Consider the following 14,938-nt stretch of genomic DNA (forward strand, 5'->3'; position numbering starts at 1 on the left):
TTCGGGCGAGGCGCAGCGCATGGAAACAACGGGGCGATCTCCGCCCAGAGGGCGTCGGGCAACAGCTTCTTGGCCATGCCCAACACAACGCCAAATATGGTTAACAAATCGTTTTGTTAGGCGCTCTTAGAGCCTTCTCTGATTGGGGTCGTTGAGGTCAAGCTGCTCGTTCAGGTCGCCCGGTCTTGGCTTGTCCGGCTCGTGTCGCCCCCTGGGTCACACGCTTCTCTTCGCGGTCGGCGCGAGCCTCTTTGAAGGCCAGCCGCCGCATGATGGGGTCAGAAGGGCGAGGCGTCTCAATCTGTTTCACGGCCTTGGGGTGTTTTGCCCCAGGTTCTGGATTCTCAACGAGATCGCCTTGCCCATCGTCCCCACGGGAACGATCCGGTTCACCCTTTCGGGATCATGGGTGGTATCCTTGGGTGGTGTCCTTGCGTGGTGTCTTTTGCCCCCCGTTTCGGCACTGCGGCGTCATGCAGCGGCCATGGCTCCATTGGCGGGGTCTTTGCCCCAGCAGAACTGCGAACCGTCACTCCACATGCGGTGGAGGATGACGGCGACACGCTCCCTGTCGCAGAGTGATTGCCTCTGGTGAGATGGGCCTGGAACAGGACGGGGCCGAAGCCCTCCCGCGCACCATGGCCGCAGATGCAGTGGGCGGAGGCCCCCGGGTCACCGGCGGTTCATATCCCGCAGATCATGAGATTGAGGGCGGGAAGATCAGAAGGAAATCCCGCCGCCCACCACCAGCACCTGCCCGCTGACATAGTTGGATTCCGGCGCGCAGAAGAGATAGACGCCGTCGGCGGCTTCCTGCGGCGTGCCGGCGCGGCCCAGCGGAATGAGGCTGCGGAAGCCGTCCAGCACCTTGGGCGGCAGGCCGATGGCCACCTCGTTGCCCTCCACGGTGATGGAGGCCTTGGTCTCGGTGGCCGCCGTCATCCGCGTCTCGATGAGGCCGAAGGCGACGCAGTTCACATTCACCTTGAAGCGCCCCCACTCCCTGGCCAGCGTCTTGGTGAGGCCGATGACGCCCGCCTTCGCCGACGCATAATTGGCCTGCCCCATGTTGCCGCCGGTGCCGGCGATGGAGGAGATGTTCACCACCTTGCGGAACACCTCGCGCCCCTCGGCGGCTTCCTGAGCCGCGCGGATGCGGATCGGCTCGGCGGCGGCGCGCAGGATCTGGAACGGGGCCTTCAGGTGCACGTCGAGGATGGCGTCGAACTGCGCGTCGCTCATCTTGCCGATCAGGCTGTCCCAGGTGTAGCCGGCATTGTTCACGATGATGTCCACGCCGTCGAAGGCCGCGATGCCGCGATCAAGGAAGCTTTGGGCGAAGCCCTTCGCCGTCACCGATCCGGGCACGGCGACGGCCTCCCCGCCCAGCGCCAGAATCTCGGACAGGACGGCCTCCGCCGGCTCCGCGTCGAGATCGTTGAGGACGAGGCGCGCGCCTTCGCCCGCCAGTTTCAGGGCGATGGCGCGGCCGATGCCGCGGCCGGCCCCGGTCACATAGGCGACCTTGCCCGCAAGCTTCTTCATGACTGCGCCCCTCAAAGGTCCCGGTCAGCAAGCGCGAGGACAGCCGCGCCCGCAAGCTTCTGTTCGCCCGCCTGGTCGCGGACGGCAAGGTCGAGGCGCGCCCGCCGCTCCCCCTCCGCCTCGAACAGCTCGGCCACCGTCGCGGTCAGGGTCAGGCGGTCGCCGAGATGGGTCATGGCGAGGAACCGCGTGCCGAACGAGCGCAGGGCGGTGAGGGGGGCGTTCGCCGTCAGCAGCCGGCTGAGGGCAGCCATCACGAACATGCCCTGGGCGAACACGTCCTTTTCCCCGGCGGCGTGGGCGAAATCGCTGTCGATATGGATCGGGTTGTGGTCGCCCGACGCCCCGGCATAGAGCGCCAACTGGGTACGGGTGACGGGAGCGAGTTCCAGCGTGGCGAAGATGTCGCCGACCGCGAGGGCGAGGGCGGGGGCCGCGAGATCTGTCATGGTTGCGAGCCCCTAGCCGTTGCGGATCACAAGGGTGGTCTTCAAATCGGCGACACGCCGGCCGGCCTCGTCCTCCACGGCGGTCTCGCGCAGCACGAATTCCAGCGCACCGTTCTTCTTGTCGTAGATGTCGGCCACGCGCTGGGTGAAGGTGAGCCGCTCTCCGGCGCAGGCCACCCGCTTATAGGCAAAGGATTGCTCACCGTGCAGGAGCCGCGCGAAGTCAAGGCCCAGGCGGTTGAAGAACAGGAACGGCTCCGGTCCCTCCATCTCCAGGCAGAACAATTGCGTCGGCGGGATCGGCAGGGAGGCATGGCCGGCCGCGCGGGCCGCCGCTTCGTCGGTGAAGACGGGATTGGTCTCGCCGATGGTGCGGGCGAAGAAGCGGATGCGCCCCTTCTCCACCTCCACCGTGAACGGATCGAACACGTGGCCGATGAAGCTGCGGTCGATCATCGCGCGCGCCGGTCCGCCGTATAGAGCGTGACCACACAGGCGCCGCCGAGGCCCAGATTGTGTTGGAGCGCGACCCGCGCGCCCTCCACCTGCCGCGCCTCCATGGTGCCGCGCAGCTGGCCGGTCAGCTCGAAGCACTGGGCGAGCCCGGTGGCGCCCAGCGGATGGCCCTTGGAGAGCAGCCCGCCCGAAGGATTGGTGACCACCTTGCCGCCATAGGTGTTGTCGCCGTCGAGGATGAACTTCTCCGCCCCGCCCTCGGGGCAGAAGCCGAGGCCCTCATAGGTGATCAGCTCGTTGGCGGTGAAGCAGTCGTGCAGCTCGGCCACGTCCACGTCGTCGGGGCCGAGGCCGGACTGGGCCCAGACCGAGGCCGCCGCCGCGCCGGTCATGTCGTAGCCGACCACCCGCATCAGGTCCGGCTCGAAGCTGGAGGGAAAGTCCGTGGTCATGGCCTGGGCGGCGATGGTCACGGTGGTGTCGATGCCGTGGCGCCGCGCGAACTCCGGCGTGCAGAGGATGGCGGCCGCCGCGCCGCAGGTAGGCGGGCAGCATTGCAGGCGGGTGAGCAGGCGCGTCACCGGCGGCGAGGCCATCACTTCCTCGACGCTCACCTCCTTGCGGAAGATGGCGCGGGCATTGTGGACCGCATGGCGGCTCGCCTTGGCGCGGATGGCGGCGAAGGTGGTGTCCCTGGTGCCGTACTTCTTCTGGTGGGCGATGCCGGCGCCGCCGAACATCTTCGGCGCCATGGGCACGTCGCCATCATAGGCCACCTCGGTGGCGACCCTGATGAAATCCTCCAGCGGCCCCGGGCGGTCCTTCCAGTGCTCCACGAGGGCGCCCGGCTGCATCTGCTCGAAGCCGAGCGCCAGCACGCACTCGGCCTGCCCGGAAAGGATCGCGTTGCGGGCGAGCCACAAAGCGGTGGAGCCGGTGGCGCAATTGTTGTTCACGTTCACCACCGGGATGCCGGTGAGGCCCACGCCGTACAGCGCCTTCTGGCCGCTGGTGGAATCGCCATAGACGTAGCCGACATAGGCCTGCTGGACCCTGGCATAGTCGATGCCCGCGTCGGCGAGGGCGCTGCGGACCGCTTCCCCGGCCAGCGCTACGTAGCTCGGGCTCTCGCTCGGCTTCACGAAGCCAGTCATGCCCACCCCGCCGACCACCACCTGTGCCATGCGTTTCCCCTGAATTTCGTGTTGTGCCAATGCTGTGGCTCGAACCGGCCGGGCGGTCGCGCCGCCGCCCGCTCATGCCTGTGCGGCTTATCGGTTTGTCGGACAACCTATTCCAGCCGCCCCCGGCCTTGTCAACGCGTTGGAACGAGAACCGGGCCGGCGGTGCGGCAACGCGTGCTCTTTCTTGAATTTAGAGCGCGATTCACCGATCAGATTGAGTCAATCTGATCGGATCGCGCTCTAGAGCACGCGCCGATCAGCTTGCATCGCAAGCTGATCGGGCAACGCGCTCTCTTTCTTGAACTTAGAGGGCGATTCACCGATCAGATTGAGTCAATCTGATCGGATCGCGCTCTGGCGTCAGGCGGCCGGCGTGAGGTGGGCGGACGCGGCGGCCTCCTCCTGCGCCACCTCGCGGCGGGCGGCGTGGTATTCTGCGATCAGCTGGCGGCAGAGCTCGGCTGCCGGCAGCACCTCGCGCACCGAACCGACGCCCTGCCCGGCCGACCACACGGTCTTCCAGGCCTTGGCCTCGCTGGCCATGTCCAGCCCGCCCTCGTGCGTCGGCTGGTCCAGGTCGATGCCGGCGGCGGCAAGGCTCTGGCGCAGGAAATTCGCCGGCACGCCGCTGACCTTGGGGGTGTAGACGATGTCGTCCGCGCTCGCCTCGACCACCATCTCCTTCTGGGCGTCGGGCACCATGCATTCCCGCGTGGCGATGAAACGGGTGCCGAGATAGGCCATGTCGGCGCCGAGCATGCGGGCGGCGGCGATGTGGCGGCCGGTGCTCATGGCTCCGGACAGAACAATGGTGCCGGTGAAGAAGCTGGCGATCTCGGGGATGAGGGCGAACGGGCTCAAGGTGCCCGCGTGTCCCCCGGCCCCCGCGCACACGGCGATGATGCCGTCCACGCCGGCCTCTGCCGCCTTGCGGGCGTGACGGATGCTGATCACATCGTGGAAAATCAGACCGCCATAGCTGTGCACCGCATCCACCACCTCGCGCACCGCGCCGAGGGAGGTGATGACGAGGGGCACCTTGTGCTTCACCGTCAGCTCGATGTCGGCGGCAAGGCGCGGGTTCGACTTGTGGACGATGAGGTTGACCCCGTAGGGCGCCGGGTGCGGGCCGGCCTGCGCCGCGGCGGCGAGCCGCTCCTCGATCTCGCCGAGCCAGGCCGCATAGGCTTCGCTGGTGCGCGCATTGAGGGCCGGGAAGGTACCCACGAGCCCGCTGCGGCACACCTCCACCACCAGGTCGGGGCCGGAGGCGAGGAACATGGGCGAGGCGATGGCCGGGATGGCAAGGTCGCGGAAGGCAGCGGGCAGGGCCATGGGGTTTCCTCCGTATTGTGGGCGAGGCTCAGCGCTTCGGCTGGCGTCGTTCTGGGGTGCGGGGCGCGAGCCCCTGGATGAGAAAATCGGCGGTCTGGTGGGCGATCTCAGCCGGCGAGAGGGGCCCGCCGGGCTTGTACCAGTGGGCGATGGCGTTCAGCGCCCCGGCGATGGTGAAGGCGGCGGTCCGCACGTCGCACGGGGCGATGGAGCCGTCGTCGATGCCGCTCGCGATCACGCCGCGCAGGGCCTGGTCGATCTGCGATTTCAGGCGCCGCAGCTCGGCGCGGTTCTCAGGGGAGAGGGCGGTGTCCGGGGTGCGGGTGATGCTCATGCCGAAATCCATGGTCATGGCCTCGGCATATTTCTCCATCAGCGCGCGCAGCCGTTCGAGGCCGCTGGCACGGGAGCCGGGAACCGGCGCCGCCGCCGCCTCGATCATCTCGAGGCCCATGCGGCAGCATTCGAACAGCACATCGTCCTTGCTGCGGAAGTAATGATAGAGGGTCGGCTTGGTCACGTTCAGCTGCCGCGCCACATCGTCCAGCGAGGTGGCGTGGAAACCCTTCTCGTTGAACAGCCGCGCCGCCGCCTTCAGCACCGCCTCGCGCTTCAAGGCCCGGTCGTGCCCGCGCTGCGCGGGGGAGCGCCAGGGCGAGGGTTCGGCCTGGGCGGTTCCGGTCTGTTTGGAGGGCGCCATCGCAGGGTCCGCTGGAGAAGGGGAGGCCCGCAGCCCGAGAGCGCGGCTCTACCAGTCAGAATATATGTTACTTATGGGTAACATCCAGGTCAAGCACGCCCCCGCGCAGACTCCAGGTGCCAGACTCCAGGTGCCAGGCGCGGCGGGTCTCAGTCTTCGGCGTAGGTGCGGTCGATGGCCTGGTCGATGGACTTGCCGATCAGCTCAAAGCCGCGCTTCCAGTCGTTGATGTGCCGCCGCATCCAGAGCACCGCCTTTGCCTTGTCGCGGGTGCGCAGGGCCTCGATGATGGCGGCGTGGGCCGCCACGTTGCGCTCGGCGGCGTGGGTGTTGCGCCGGAACAGCATCTCGGTGGTGGGGAAGAACAGCTTGTTCTCCGGCTCGCGGGCAAACTGGAGCACGCGGTTGCCCGAGGCGCGGGCGAGGATGGCGTGGAACTCGAGGTCAAGCAGGGCCAGTTCGGAGGGCTTCTTCATCGCCTTCTCCGACTTCTTCATGTTGTCTTCCAGCTTGGCCAGAAGCGCGTCGGTGATGCGCTCAGCGGCCAGCTCCGCCACCGCGGTCTCGATGGCCATGGTGGATTCCCACAGCTCGCGGAAGGTAATCTCATTCAGCACGAAGGCGCGGCTAATGTCTCCGGCGAACCGGTCGTAATGGGGCACTGCGGCAAACAGCCGGCGGCTGGAATCGCGCCGGATCAGGCCGCTCTGCTCCAAAAGCCTGATGCCCTCACGCACGGTGGAGCGGTTGACGCCGAACTGGCGCACCAGCTCCGCCTCGGTGCCGAGGGCATCGCCGGGCCGGACCCGGCCGGAGACGATCTGGCGCTCGATGGCATCCGCCACCAGCTTGTAGGCCGGTGCCGGCGTGATGGGCGCAAACATGCCGCAGGCGGGTTCCGCCGTCCCGGCCTCGCGCGCCTCCTTGGTCTGCGCCATCTTTCGCTCTCGTCCCTCGTTTCCGGCCATCAAGCCTCGTCCTGAGATAGGCTGGTTGGCGAATCCTGTCGAGGCGCCGCTTCCATGCGCTCTTCGCCGCCCGCGACCAGAAGAAGGACACAACCGCGAGCGCGGCGCTTGACACGGGCCGCCATTTGGCTGCTGCTGCACGTGCACATGGTTTTCCATCGGCGCGCGGCGACGTGTGCCGGCGGATATGGGAACGGGGAAGGGCCTGACCGCCCGAAGCCCCGACCGCCCCCGCGACTGTGAGCGGCGAGTAGCCTTCCTTGATGCCACTGGACCAGAGCCTTTCGGGGCGAGGTCTGGGAAGGCGGATGGTTGCGACGACCCGCAAGTCAGGAGACCGGCCATGGGCGCGTGTTCAATCTCACGCCGTCGGGTGAGACGGCAAAGGAGCCTTCAATGCATATCGAACCCGGCCTTGTGGACGGCGGAAAGATCTGGCTGAGCTACGTCACCGCCGCCGGCGCTGGCGGCTACACGATGAAGCTCGCCTTCGACGCGCTGCGGGAGCGCGGGGCGCTCTCCCTGCTGTCGCGCAGCGCGGCTGCGACGGCGCTGGTCTTTTCCTTCTTCGAGGTCCTGCCGCACTATCCGGTGGGCGTCTCCGAGGTGCACCTCATTCTCGGCTCGACCCTGTTCCTGATGTTCGGGGCTGCGCCGGCCGCCATCGGCCTCGCCCTGGGCCTGCTGATCCAGGGCCTGTTCTTTGCGCCGTTCGACCTGCCGCAATTCGGCATGAACGTCACCACCCTTCTGGTCCCGCTGTTCGCCCTCACGGCGCTGGCGCCCCGGATCATCGCGCCGAACACGGCCTATGTGGACCTGAAGTACCGCCAGGCGCTCGCGCTCTCCACGACCTATCAGGCCGGCATCGTCGCCTGGGTGGCGTTCTGGGCGTTCTACGGGCAGGGCTTCACCGTCGAGAACACCGCCGCGATCTCGTCGTTCGGCGGGGCCTACCTGCTGGTCATCATCGTCGAGCCGCTGGTGGATCTCGCGGTGCTGGCGGCAGCCAAGGCCCTCAATCGCTGGAAGGGCAGCGCGCTGCTCGAGCGCCGGCTCTACGAGGCGGCCTGACCGCCTCCCGATCGCCCAATGAGGCGGCGCCCGCAGGCGCCGCCTCCCTGTGTCTCAGTCCGGGGCATGGAGCGGCAGGCCGAGCCGGGCGCGGCGTTTCAGCCACGGGCTCGGGCGATAGCGCGGGTCGCGGTAGAAGTCGCCCATGGCCTCCAGGATCGCGAGGATCCGGCCGGGCCCCATCTCGTCGCCGAGCTTCAGCGGTCCGCGCGGATAGCCCAGCCCGAGTTCGACCGCGCGGTCGATGTCTCCGGGAGCGGCGATGCGCTGCTGGGCCATGTCGGCCCCCACATTCACGATGGCCGCGTGGATGCGCTGGGCGATGAAGCCCGGACTATCCTTGATGAAGGTGACGGCGGCGCCATCGGCCGCGAACAGCGCATGCGCCGCCGCGCGGACCTTCGGATCGGTCGCCGGGCTCGCCATCACCGTGCGCCGCCGGCCCAGCGTCGAGGGATCTATCGCCACCACGCGCGCCGGATCGAGCCCCTCCGCCAGGGCCGCCGTCCCGGCATCCTCTCCCCAGGGTGTGACCACCGCGATCGCGCCCGGGGACGGCCCCGCCCCCTCCTCCATCCTCGCCCCGGATGCGGCGAGGATGGCCCGAAGCGTCGCTTCTGCGGCCGGGTCGCGACGACTGATCCACATCCTCAGGCCGGAGGGGTCGATGGCCGGCGCCGGCGGCTCGGCCGGCTTCTGCGCCTTGCCGTCGGCATAGGCGTAGAAGCCGCGGCCCGTCTTGCGCCCCAGCAGCCCGCCGAGCCTTCGGGTGGCCACCAGCACCGAGGGACGGTAGCGCGGCTCCTCGTAATACTGGTGGTAGATGGCATCCATCACCGGCTGCGACACGTCGAGGCCGGTGAGATCGAGAAGCTCGAACGGGCCGAGCCGAAATCCGGCGGCCTCGGTCATCACCCGGTCCACGTCGGCGACATCCGCTATGCCTTCGGAAACGATCCGCAGCGCCTCCGTGAGGTAGCCGCGCCCCGCGTGGTTGACGACAAAGCCCGGCGTGTCGCTCGCCCGCACGGGATAATGCCCCATGCGGCGCGCCACTGCCGACAGCCTTTCCAGCACCGCCTCGGCGGTCAGCACGCCGCCGATCACCTCCACGATCTTCATCAGCGGAACCGGATTGAAGAAGTGGAAGCCGGCAATGCGCTCGGGCACGCGCGCGGCGGCGGCGAAGCCGGTCACGCACAGCGAGGAGGTGTTGGTGGCGATGATGCAGTCCTCGCGCACCGCCGCCTCGACCCCGGCGAGCACCTGGTGCTTGATGTCCATGCGCTCCACCACGGCCTCCACCACCAGGTCGCAGGCCGCGAAGGCAGCGTAGCCCGGCTGCGGCCCGGCCGGTGACGCAGCGATGCGCGCGATGGCGGCGTCCGCCGCGCCGGACGAAAGCTGCCCTTTCTCGGCCTTGCGACGGATCAGGGCGCCGCAGGCGGCCACGGCCTCCGCAACCCGCGCGGGCTCGGCGTCCGCCAGCAGCACGCGCATGCCCGCTTCGGCCGCGACCTGGGCGATGCCCCGCCCCATGATTCCGGCACCGACGATGCCGATCGTGGTGTCGGTACGGGTTGCGTCGTCACTCATGTTGACCCCACGGACCACCAGAGAAAAATCCCGCTCCGGCCGAAGCGGCCGGCAACGTCTGCCCCTCCCGCCTCAGCCCTGAGGCGCCTTCCTGCGCGCGGCGAAGAACGCCTCCCTCAAGGCTTTGGCCTGCGGGCTGTCCCGCAGCGCGAGGAAGGCGGCGCGCTCGACGGCGAGGCCGGCATCGAGCCCGTGCTCCATGCCGGTCTCCACCGCATTGATGAGGTGCCGCCAGGCGATCTGGTCACCCTGCGCCCGTTCAAGCTCCGCGCACAGGTCCGCGATGACCGCGCGGTTCCGCTCGCGGTCCCCGAGCGCGCTCGGGCGTCCGCCGCAGGGCACGGCGGCATGGCCCTCCCGGCGCAGCGTTCGGGCAAAGCCAAGCGCGGCGCCGAGGAGGTCATCGGTTTCCACCACGCGGTCGATGGCGCCCATGGCATGGGCCTGCGACGCCTCCACCGGCGTGCCGGAGAGAAGCAGGCGCAGGGCCGGCTCGACGCCGATCAGGCGCGGCAGGCGCTGGGTTCCGCCCGCGCCGGGAATGAGGCCGAGGCGGATTTCCGGCAGTCCCATTTTCGCCGACGTCAGCGCCACCCGAAAATGAGCCGCCAGCGCCACCTCGAAGCCACCGCCGAGGGCCGAGCCGTGGATGGCGGCGATGACCGGCTTTCGCAGCGCCGCGATGGCCCGGAGCACGTCCGGCAGCGCCGGCTCCAGTGGCGGCTTGTCGAATTCCGAAATGTCGGCGCCGGCGATGAAGGTGCGGCCGGCACAGCGCAGCACCACCGCCTCCACCGCCGGATCGGCTTCGGCCGCGCGGATGGCGCCGAGAAGCCCGGCCCGCACCTTGTGGGACAGGGCGTTGACCGGCGGATTGTCCACTGTCACGACCGCGATGGCGTCCGTCACCTCGGTGCGCACCACAATATTGTCCGTCATCGCCATCGCTCCGGGAAACCGCGTCAGCGGGCGAGAAACGCGGTGACGCGCCGGCGGGTGCCCGGTTCGCGCATCAGCGCGCCGATGCCCCCGATCTCGGCCTGCGCGCCGTCCGCCGCGATGGCCGCGGCGATGCCGATGCAGCGCTTGGCTTCCCGCAGCGCCTCGGGCGAGAGCGCGGCGATACGCACGGCCACCTCGTTCGCCTTCTCCGCGAATTCCGCCGCGGGCACCGCCCACTGCACGAGGCCGAGGCGCTCGGCCTCCCGCCCGTCGATCACGTCGCCCGACAGGATGATGCGCGCGGCAACGCCCGGGCCGCACAGCCGGGTGAGCCGCTGCGTGCCACCGGCGCCGGGCAGCAGCCCCACCTTGGCCTCGGGCAGGCCCAGTTTCGCCTCCCAGGCGGCGATCCTGAGATCGCAGGCGAGCGCAAGCTCGAGGCCGCCGCCCAGCGCGTGGCCCTCGATCTCGGCCAGCGTCACCGCGGGAAGCGCCGCCAGCCGGTCGAAGACCTCATGGAAGCGGCGGACGGAAGAGACCATCTCCTCCGCGCCGGTGTCGCGCGCCACGCGGGCGGCCACCATTTCCAGATCCGCCCCGGCGCAGAACAGCTTTCCCCGGCTGCGGAACCGCAGCAGCGAGACCTGCCCATTGGCCTCCACGCGCGCGATGGCCGCGAGCAGCGCATCGAGCATGGCATCGTCGATGGCGTTGACCGGAGGGCGGCACAGGGTGACGGTGGCCACCGCACCGTCGAAGGCGAGCGTCAGCCGATCGTCGCCGCCGCGCGGAGCCAGGGAAGTCATGGGCATGCCTCGTGATCGGGTTGCTTGCAACGGCGGAGCCGCATCATCCATCGCCCGGCGGCGCGCTGGCGGCCTCCCGCGCCGGGCGCCCCTGAGAACCCGGCGCGGGAGGATCCTTCCGGCCCGTGCCGGCGTCAGCCGACCATGCTCAGGCCGCCGGACACCGACAGCACCTGGCCGGTGACATAGGCCGCCGCATCGGAGGCGAAGAAGGTGATGGCGCCGGGCAGGTCCTCCGGGTCGCCGATGCGGCCGAGGGGGATGGAGCGGCGGAACGCCTCGGCCAGCTTGTCGGCATTGCCCGCGCCCTTCTTGTAGCCCTCGAACAGCGCGGTCTGGGTGGGGCCGGGACAGACCACGTTGAAGGTGATGCCGTCACGGGCATGCTCGCGCGCGAGGGTCTTGGAGAGCGCCACGAGCCCGGCCTTGCAGGCGGCATAGACCGCCTCGCCGCTCGACCCCACGCGCGCCGCGTCGGAGGCGATGTTGACCACCCGCCCCGCCTTGCGCGCCACCATCAGCGGCAGCACCACGTGATGCATGTGGAGCGCTCCGACGAGGTTGATGGCGATCAGGCGCTGCCAATCCTCCGGCGAGGTGGCGAGGAAGGGGCGGAACACGTCCCAGCCGGCATTGTTGACGAGCACGTCGATGGGGCCGAGGTCCGCCTGCGTCGCCGCGACGGCGGCTTCCACCGCGCCGCGATCGGTGATGTCGCAGGCATAGGCGCGGGCGACGCCGCCCTCGGCCTCGATCTGCGCCGCCGTCCGCGCCGCCGCGTCGAGGTCCCTGTCCATCACGGCCACATGGCCGCCCTTGGCAGCAAAACGTCTTGCGGTCGCGCCGCCGATACCGCCGCCACCACCGGTTATTACGATCACACGTTTTTCGAAATCTTTCACGGCAGACGCTCGCTTCAAACTAGACGCCGGCATTATGGGCCGACAATTTGATATGTCAATTTATTGATATAAAATTGTGTTGCGTTGGAAGGGGTCATCTCCTAACCGGCGATGGAGAGAGGGCCGCAATCATGCCGCGTCGCAAATCCATGTCCGAGCCCAGTGGCTTCGAGATCGCCAACAGGCTGTTCTTCCGCCTGTATCAATGCTCGAATCTGCTGCACAAGAACGGCACCCGCTACATGGGCGATTTCGGCGCCACCACCCAGCAATGGGCCGTGCTCGGCGCGCTGGCGCGCCCGCTGGTGCGCGAGAAGGGCATGAGCGTGAAGGACCTGATCGAGTTCCTCATGCTCAGCCGCCAGAACCTCACCGCGGTGCTCGACCGGCTGGAGGCCCGCGACTGGGTGGAGCGCGTGAAGGACCCGGAGGACGGCCGCAGCCGCCTCGTCCGCCTCACCTCCGAGGGCAACCGGACCTGGGATGCCATGCAGGGCACCATCGAGGCCTTCTATGCCCAGGCGCTGACACCCCTGAACGATGCCGAGCAGGTCCAGCTCTACCAGCTCCTCGACCGCCTGAGGGACGGCCTCAACGACGTCTGACCCGCCTCACGACGCCTCCAGCAAACCGGGCCCCTCGCCGAGGCACGCGAGGTGGTGGTCCACGTCGCCGAACTCCTTGTCGATCATGGTCAGCCGCTTGAAGAGATGGCCGACCTTGTATTCCATGGTCATGCCGATCCCCCCGTGCAGCTGGATCGCCTGCTGGCCGATGAAGCGGCCGGAGATCCCGATCTGCACCTTGGCCGCCGAAAGCGCCGCGGCGCGCCGGACCGCATCGGGTTCCGCCACCGACATGACCGCATAGAGCGCCATGCTGCGCGCCTGCTCCAGCGCCACGAACATGTCCGCCGCCCGGTGCTGGAGCGCCTGGAACGAGCCGATGGTCACGCCGAACTGGGTGCGGGTCTTCAGGTAGTCGACCGTCATGGCGAGGGCTTCGTCCATGGCGCCCACCGCCTCCGCGCACAGCGCCGCGATGGCCTCGCCCACGGCACGCGCGATGACCGGAAAGGCCCCCGCGGGATCGCCGATGACGTCCGCGTCGGCGACGAAGACATCATCGAGGCCGATGTCCGCCGCGCGCCGCCCGTCATGGGTCGCATAGGCGGTCACGCTCACCCCGGCCGAGGCCGGATCCACCAGGAACAGGCCGATGCCCTGCGCCTCGGTCCGCCCGCCCGCCGTCCGGGCGGAAACCACGAGCCGGTCGGCGATGCCCCCCGCCACCACCAGCACCTTGCGCCCCGTCAGGCGATAGCCGCCGTCCACGCGCACCGCGCGGGTCGCCACGTCGGACAGGGCCCAGCGCGCCTGCGTCTCGCCATGGGCGAAGGCGAGGACGAGGCGCCCCTCCGCGACCTGCGGAACGAGATGCGCCCGGAGCGCCGCCGACGCCCCATGGCGCAGCACCGCGCCGGCCAGCACCACGGTCTGCGCATAGGGCTCCAGCGCCAGCGCCCGCCCGATGGCTTCCATGACGATCATGGTCTCCACCGGGCCGCCATCGAAGCCGCCGTCCCCGGCGGCGAAGGGCAGGCCCAGCAGGCCGAGATCCGCCATCTGCGTCCAGGCCTCCCGGCTCCAGCCCGGCGCGGAGCCGAGGACCTGCATGCGCCGCTCGAAGCCGTAGGACTTCGCGAAGGCGCGATCGACGCTGTCCTTCAGGAGGTTTTGTTCCTCGGAGAATTCAAAGTTCATGTGTCACGCTCCCGGCGTCACAGCCCGAGGATGGCCTTCGCGATGATGGTGCGCTGGATCTCGTTGGATCCGCCATAGATGGAGAGCTTGCGCAGGTTGAAGTAGGTCGAGGCGCCGCCGCGGGCCCAGTCATGGCCCTGCGGCCCCTCGTCCGCGTGGCGCACCAAAGCGGCGGGGCCGATGAGGTCCATCAGCAGCTCGGTGGTGGCCTGCTGCAGTTCCGAGCCGCGGATCTTGAGGATGGAGGAGGCCGGATCGGGCTTGCCCTCCCCCCGCCCGCGCTCGGCGGCGATGACGCGCAGCTGGGTCATCTCCAGGGCCTTGATCTCCACCTCGAGCGCGGCAAGCCGGCGGCGGAAGACCGGGTCGGCCATGCGCGGCTCGCCAGCGTCGCAGGGGGCCGTCGCGAGGTCGCGGATGCGGCGCGCGCGGGCCTTGGAGAGGCCGACCCGCGCCTGCCCGTTGCGCTCGTTGCCCAGCAGGAACTTGGCGTAGTCCCAGCCCTTGTTCTCCTCGCCCACGAGGTTTTCCGCGGGCACGCGCACATCCTCGAAGAACACCTCGTTGATCTCGAAGCCGCCGTCGATGGTCTCGACCGGGCGCACGGTCACGCCCGGCGTCGTCATGTCCACCAGCAGGAAGGAGATGCCGTTCTGCTTCCTGGCCGAAGGATCCGTGCGGGCGAGGACGAAGATCCAGTCGGCGTGCTGGGCGAGCGTGGTCCAGGCCTTCTGGCCGTTGACCACGTAATGGTCGCCGTCGCGCACCGCGCGGGTCTTCAGGCTCGCGAGGTCGGAGCCTGCGCCCGGCTCCGAGAAGCCCTGGCACCACCAGTCGTCGAGGCGGGCGATGCGCGGCAGGAAGCGCTCCTTCTGCGCCCGCGAGCCGAAGGTGTAGATCACCGGCCCCACCATGGAGGTGCCGAAGGACAGGGTCTCCGGCGCGGGAAACTGCTGGACCTCGTCGCGGAAGATCATCTGCCGGATAGGATCCCAGCCGGTGCCGCCCCACTCCAGGGGCCAGTGGGGCACCGCCCAGCCCCTGGCATGGAGGATGCGCGTCCAGGCGACGAGTTCCTCCTTACCGAGCCGGCGGCCCTCTCTCAGCTTGCGGCGAGCCTCCTCCGACAAGGCGGAGCCAAGAAAATGCCGGACCTCGCCCCGGAAGGCGATCTCCTCATCGGTGAAGCCGAGCTGCATGGGTGTTCCTCCGGGTTCT

15 protein-coding genes, 1 pseudogene and 1 riboswitch are annotated in these 14,938 nt (G+C 69.1%); of the genes and pseudogenes, 2 read left to right on the forward strand and 14 right to left on the reverse strand.

Translation table 11 applies throughout. The features are described 5' to 3' along the window. Window positions 1-471 precede the first annotated feature (471 nt). The 8 genes and pseudogenes from K9U40_RS24780 to K9U40_RS04350 form a co-directional block, all read right to left on the reverse strand. Window positions 472-564: pseudogene (locus tag K9U40_RS24780) on the reverse strand (NAD(P)H-binding protein); the annotation flags it as partial. Window positions 565-720: 156 nt separating this feature from the next. Beyond that, on the reverse strand, window positions 721-1,545 hold the full coding sequence (locus K9U40_RS04320) for an SDR family NAD(P)-dependent oxidoreductase (protein ID WP_282888983.1): 825 nt from the start codon (window positions 1,543-1,545) through the stop codon (window positions 721-723). 11 nt (window positions 1,546-1,556) lie between these two features. Continuing rightward, complete coding sequence (locus K9U40_RS04325; protein WP_282888984.1) at window positions 1,557-1,994, reverse strand: MaoC/PaaZ C-terminal domain-containing protein; 438 nt, start codon at window positions 1,992-1,994, stop codon at window positions 1,557-1,559. Window positions 1,995-2,006: 12 nt separating this feature from the next. Continuing rightward, window positions 2,007-2,450, reverse strand: coding sequence for a MaoC family dehydratase N-terminal domain-containing protein (locus tag K9U40_RS04330; protein WP_282888985.1), 444 nt, complete (start codon window positions 2,448-2,450; stop codon window positions 2,007-2,009). Beyond that, window positions 2,447-3,634: a lipid-transfer protein gene (locus K9U40_RS04335; protein WP_282888986.1), complete on the reverse strand. Its 1,188-nt coding sequence runs from the start codon at window positions 3,632-3,634 to the stop codon at window positions 2,447-2,449. The genes K9U40_RS04330 and K9U40_RS04335 overlap by 4 nt, the downstream gene beginning before the upstream one ends. 360 nt (window positions 3,635-3,994) lie before the next feature. Next, on the reverse strand, window positions 3,995-4,969 hold the full coding sequence (locus tag K9U40_RS04340; RefSeq protein ID WP_282888987.1) for an NAD(P)H-dependent flavin oxidoreductase: 975 nt from the start codon (window positions 4,967-4,969) through the stop codon (window positions 3,995-3,997). Window positions 4,970-4,997: 28 nt separating this feature from the next. Then, window positions 4,998-5,669, reverse strand: coding sequence for a TetR/AcrR family transcriptional regulator (locus tag K9U40_RS04345; protein WP_282888988.1), 672 nt, complete (start codon window positions 5,667-5,669; stop codon window positions 4,998-5,000). A 149-nt stretch (window positions 5,670-5,818) separates the two neighbouring features. Continuing rightward, window positions 5,819-6,607: a FadR/GntR family transcriptional regulator gene (locus K9U40_RS04350; protein ID WP_282888989.1), complete on the reverse strand. Its 789-nt coding sequence runs from the start codon at window positions 6,605-6,607 to the stop codon at window positions 5,819-5,821. 161 nt (window positions 6,608-6,768) lie between these two features. Then, window positions 6,769-6,997, forward strand: a riboswitch (cobalamin riboswitch). A gap of 36 nt (window positions 6,998-7,033) precedes the next feature. Here K9U40_RS04350 and K9U40_RS04355 point away from each other — a divergent pair. Next, a complete protein-coding gene (locus K9U40_RS04355; RefSeq protein WP_282888990.1) occupies window positions 7,034-7,711 on the forward strand; it encodes an energy-coupling factor ABC transporter permease in 678 nt (225 codons plus the stop codon). 54 nt (window positions 7,712-7,765) lie between these two features. Here K9U40_RS04355 and K9U40_RS04360 read toward each other — a convergent pair whose 3' ends face one another. The 4 genes from K9U40_RS04360 to K9U40_RS04375 form a co-directional block, all read right to left on the reverse strand. After that, window positions 7,766-9,307: a 3-hydroxyacyl-CoA dehydrogenase gene (locus tag K9U40_RS04360; RefSeq protein WP_282888991.1), complete on the reverse strand. Its 1,542-nt coding sequence runs from the start codon at window positions 9,305-9,307 to the stop codon at window positions 7,766-7,768. A gap of 72 nt (window positions 9,308-9,379) precedes the next feature. Continuing rightward, on the reverse strand, window positions 9,380-10,246 hold the full coding sequence (locus K9U40_RS04365; RefSeq protein ID WP_282888992.1) for an enoyl-CoA hydratase/isomerase family protein: 867 nt from the start codon (window positions 10,244-10,246) through the stop codon (window positions 9,380-9,382). 23 nt (window positions 10,247-10,269) lie between these two features. After that, entirely contained in the window at window positions 10,270-11,055 is a 786-nt protein-coding gene (locus K9U40_RS04370) for an enoyl-CoA hydratase/isomerase family protein (protein WP_282888993.1), read from the reverse strand. Window positions 11,056-11,189: 134 nt separating this feature from the next. After that, on the reverse strand, window positions 11,190-11,936 hold the full coding sequence (locus K9U40_RS04375; protein WP_282888994.1) for an SDR family oxidoreductase: 747 nt from the start codon (window positions 11,934-11,936) through the stop codon (window positions 11,190-11,192). 152 nt (window positions 11,937-12,088) lie between these two features. Here K9U40_RS04375 and K9U40_RS04380 point away from each other — a divergent pair, with 152 nt between their 5' ends. Then, complete coding sequence (locus K9U40_RS04380; protein ID WP_282888995.1) at window positions 12,089-12,562, forward strand: MarR family winged helix-turn-helix transcriptional regulator; 474 nt, start codon at window positions 12,089-12,091, stop codon at window positions 12,560-12,562. A gap of 6 nt (window positions 12,563-12,568) precedes the next feature. Here the strand turns inward: K9U40_RS04380 and K9U40_RS04385 are convergent, their stop codons facing one another. Together K9U40_RS04385 and K9U40_RS04390 are read right to left on the reverse strand one after the other, a co-directional pair. After that, window positions 12,569-13,720 (reverse strand): acyl-CoA dehydrogenase family protein, encoded by a 1,152-nt coding sequence (locus tag K9U40_RS04385; protein WP_282888996.1) that lies wholly within the window; start codon window positions 13,718-13,720, stop codon window positions 12,569-12,571. Between the two features lie 17 nt (window positions 13,721-13,737). After that, window positions 13,738-14,919 carry an acyl-CoA dehydrogenase family protein gene (locus K9U40_RS04390; protein ID WP_282888997.1) on the reverse strand — a complete coding sequence of 394 codons (1,182 nt, stop codon included), beginning with the start codon at window positions 14,917-14,919 and terminating at the stop codon, window positions 13,738-13,740. Window positions 14,920-14,938 lie beyond the last annotated feature (19 nt).

This window comes from Xanthobacter autotrophicus (assembly GCF_030015065.1).
Taxonomy (GTDB): domain Bacteria; phylum Pseudomonadota; class Alphaproteobacteria; order Rhizobiales; family Xanthobacteraceae; genus Xanthobacter; species Xanthobacter autotrophicus_D.